The following is a 3,459-nucleotide window of genomic DNA, read 5'->3' as shown; positions in this document are numbered from 1 at the left end:
GGATGCCTGCCGTCGCCCGGAACCAAGGTCGTGCGACCAGGGTCCCGGGCGACGGCAGCCGAGGGGCTAGCGCTGTGCGCGCTCGAGGCGGCGCATGCGGGCGGCGGTGGCCACGGGGACCGCGACGCCGACCGCGAGCAGTGCCGCGATGAGGGCGACGGCTGCGCTGTTGTCCTCGGTGGCGACGGCGGTCTGCACGTTGAGGCCCTTGTTCGTGCCGGCAGGAGCCTTCACGACTGCTCCGGGAGTGACCGGAGCAGCGGGAGCTGCGACGGGTGCTACCGGCGCTACGGGCGCCGCGGGAACCACGACGGGCGTCACGGGGTCGACGCCGATGGCGCCGGCATCACAGGCGGCGAGGAACGCCTTGAACAGGTCGAGGAGCTGCTGTGCGAGCACTGCGTCTCCGCTGAGCTGCTGCAGCAGAGCATCGGCCTGCTGGCTCGCGGTGAGCAGTGCGTTCTCGGCGTCGATGACGGGCTGAGTGTTCAGCGCCGCTTCGAGGGCGGCAGCGGCCGCGGTTCCGTTGTTCGAAACCGTCGCCTGCGCGGCCAGGGCCAGCGTCAGCTCGCCCTGCGCGGCAACGACCGCCTCGTCGTTCAGGGGATTGCCATCGCCCTGCTGATCCGCCGCAACGGCGGCATCGAAGGCGATCTTGTACTCGCCCTCCTCCGTCGCAACGAGTCCGGTGGCGGTCTCGTAATCCGCTTCGGCCTTGTCGACTGCAGCCTGAGCCGTCACGGCTGCTTCGGATGCGACTGCCGCGGCATACGCAGCCTCAGCATTCGCAGCGGCGGTGACGACGGCGGCCGTCACTGTCTCGAACTGGCTGACGAAGGTGAGGTCGACACCGGCAGCACCCAGTGCCGCGTTGAACTGCGTCGAAGCCTGCAGGCAGGCGGCGTCACCCGGTGCGGCGGACGCCATCGGAGCTCCGAGGAACAGTCCACCGGCGAGGAGGGTAGCCGTCGATCCGGCAGCAACCCATTTCTTTGCAACGATCATGTGTGCGCTTCTCCTGAAACACGTAGTATCCCGCGGGCGGTCCCCGACGGCGCAGCTTGCGTCCCCATCCGCAAGCGGCGCCCTCGGTTGGAGGGCGCCGCGAACAAACAAATTGTGTTCCGCTGATCGCCCGGATCAGGGCGTCGTCCCAGAACGAGCTGGGATTACCCTGGGCAACCGCTGTACTTCTCAACCTAGGGTGGTTGTGTTGCCCGGGCAATGAAAACAAGTAGTCCGGAACGGTAACGGTTTGGCATCGGGCGTCAGCCGAAATGCGCCTTCGCGATGAGCCCGTGCACGCCCACGGTCCGGTCCACGACCTGCGAGACCGCGAAATCCGCCGCCGCGGAGAGGTAGGCGTACGCCACGGCACGTTCCATGCCGCGGTCGTGCTCGAGGAAGTCGAGCGCGTTGATGATGGCGCGGCGCATGGCGACGTTCAGGTCGCCGGAGACTCCTCCACCGGCGAGGCCGTCCGGGTCGGAGAGGCCGATCGGGATCCAGGCGTCCTTCGTCTCGCCGAACGGATAGGAGTAGGCCACGGACGGGGCATCCCCGGTTCCGGGCTTGCAGACGGTCAGCCGGAAGGTACCGCGCAGTGAACCCTCCATCGCCGTCAGGGCGACCTCCCCGTCACCCATGCCCATGTGCGGATCACCCACGTAGAAGAGGGCGCCCGGCGCGGTGACGGGCAGATAGAAGGTGGAGCCGGCGCCGAGATGGCGGATGTCGATGTTGCCGCCACCGAGCGTGGGAGGCACGGAGTTCGCCTCGGGTGCGGTGAGGCCGCCGGCGTCCGCGAAGGCGACGCCCATCATCCCCATGAAGGGCCGCAGCGGGAACCGGACGCTCATGTCGCCGCTGGTCATCACGCCCTGGCCCTTGTCGATCCTCGTGAACACCGAGACGTTGCCGTAGTCCGAGGGGATGCCGGATGCCCGGTTGTCCGTGGCGACCGGGGGCATGACCTCATCGAGCGTGATCCCGGCAGGAGGCGTGGATCCGGGCTGCACGGCGAGGCCGCCCTTTCCATGCCGGCTCGACACGACACCGTAGGGCACGCGCGGGAGCACCTCGAGCGTCTCGATCTTCAGGACGTCGCCGGGTTCGGCACCCTCGACGGCGATCGGTCCGGTGACGACGTGCGGACCGTCGACGTCGAACCGTCGCTCCGTGCGCCGGTAGCCGCCCGCCACGTCCACCGCGTCCTGCAGCACGGAGTCGCTGCCCACGCCGAGCGCACCGAAGTACTCGAGCGGGTTCCGGCCCTGGTCCTCGAGGATGCCCTCGTGCGAGAGCGCATCGATGGTGACGGTGCGGCCGGACCGCATGGTCATCACCGGCGCGGCGTGGACCGTGGGGACGTAGCCCCAGAGGACCTCGTCCGGCGTGGAGGAGAGGTAGTGGTCGCCCCGGATGCTGCCGCGCCCGGGCTGCAGGATGCCACCCCGCGACGTACTCCCACCGGGACCGTTGCCGGGCGTACCGGGAGGCTTGCCGGGTGCGGCCGGTATCCGCCCGGCGACGGGCGGAGCGGCGAGCGCCGACGGTGCCCCGGCCACCGATGCGGCCGAGAGGCTGCCGAGTGCGGCCACGACCCCCATGAATGTCCGCCTGCCCAATCCGTCCGTCAGCACCTCGGCAGCTTCCTGCCCTACTACGTCGTCCATGCTGGATCCTCTCCGGGTCATCGAGATTCACAAGCTAGTACCGGTCGGTTACGGGGCGGTTTCGGACCCGATTCCGGAAGAAGTCCTTCGGCAACTGCCGGCGAGCGCCCGCTGATGGCGTGCAGGAGGTCAGGCGCCGCCCGCCAGGGCGCGTGCCGCTTTCGTGTACCGGGACAGGACGTACCGCTGTGTCAGCCGCGTCACCGGGGCCGCGAGCCGGAACAGGGGGCCGGCCGGCAGGCTGTAGGCGGCGCAGCTGAACAGCACGCGGTTGTCCGCGGTCAGCTCGGCGTAGAAGGCCTCCTCCCCCCGCACGGGGTGCCCGGGCAGCGTGCCGTACCCGAAGCCGCCGCGCTGCCCGGGCACCGCCCTGCCCGCACCGTCGAGCTGTGGTGCCCTCGACCAGATGACCCGGCAGGGTGCCTTGATCCGCGCGGGGCCGAGGCCGAAACCGGAGACGACGCGGACGCCGGGTGCCGCCCGATCCGCCCCGGACTCCATGGTGAGCCCGGCACGGCGGTGCAGCTCCCAGGTGAGGATTCCCTCGGTCAGGGCCGTGAAGGCGGCAGACGGGTCATCCGTCGCGAGCTCATGGGTCTCCACCATCACGGTGTACCCGCTGGGCCACCCGCCGTCGAGCGGCTCGGGAAAGGGCCGATCGGTGGCTCCCTGGTCCCCGTACGTGAACTGCTCCATCCGTGCCCTCCCCGTCGATGTGGGGCAGCCCGACCACCCGTCGGCACTGCCCGAAATCCCTCCGCTCCAACCTAGTGGACCGGGAACT

3 protein-coding genes are annotated in these 3,459 nt (G+C 69.9%); all 3 read right to left on the bottom strand.

The window, feature by feature from the left end; genetic code table 11:
• Positions 1-66: 66 nt before the first annotated feature.
• The gene (locus tag CVO76_RS16140) at positions 67-1,005 is read right to left on the bottom strand and encodes a hypothetical protein (RefSeq protein WP_208740114.1); all 939 of its coding nucleotides are present in this window, start codon (positions 1,003-1,005) and stop codon (positions 67-69) included.
• 263 nt (positions 1,006-1,268) lie between these two features.
• Positions 1,269-2,675 (bottom strand): acetamidase/formamidase family protein, encoded by a 1,407-nt coding sequence (locus CVO76_RS16135; protein ID WP_208740113.1) that lies wholly within the window; start codon positions 2,673-2,675, stop codon positions 1,269-1,271.
• Positions 2,676-2,804: 129 nt separating this feature from the next.
• Positions 2,805-3,371, bottom strand: coding sequence for a DUF1990 family protein (locus CVO76_RS16130; RefSeq protein ID WP_208740112.1), 567 nt, complete (start codon positions 3,369-3,371; stop codon positions 2,805-2,807).
• Positions 3,372-3,459: the final 88 nt, after the last annotated feature.

The sequence above is a fragment of the Arthrobacter agilis genome (genome assembly GCF_002953615.1).
Lineage (GTDB): Bacteria > Actinomycetota > Actinomycetes > Actinomycetales > Micrococcaceae > Arthrobacter_D > Arthrobacter_D agilis_B.
Note: the sequence above shows the minus strand (reverse complement) of the source record. Positions and strands in the feature narration are given on the sequence as shown.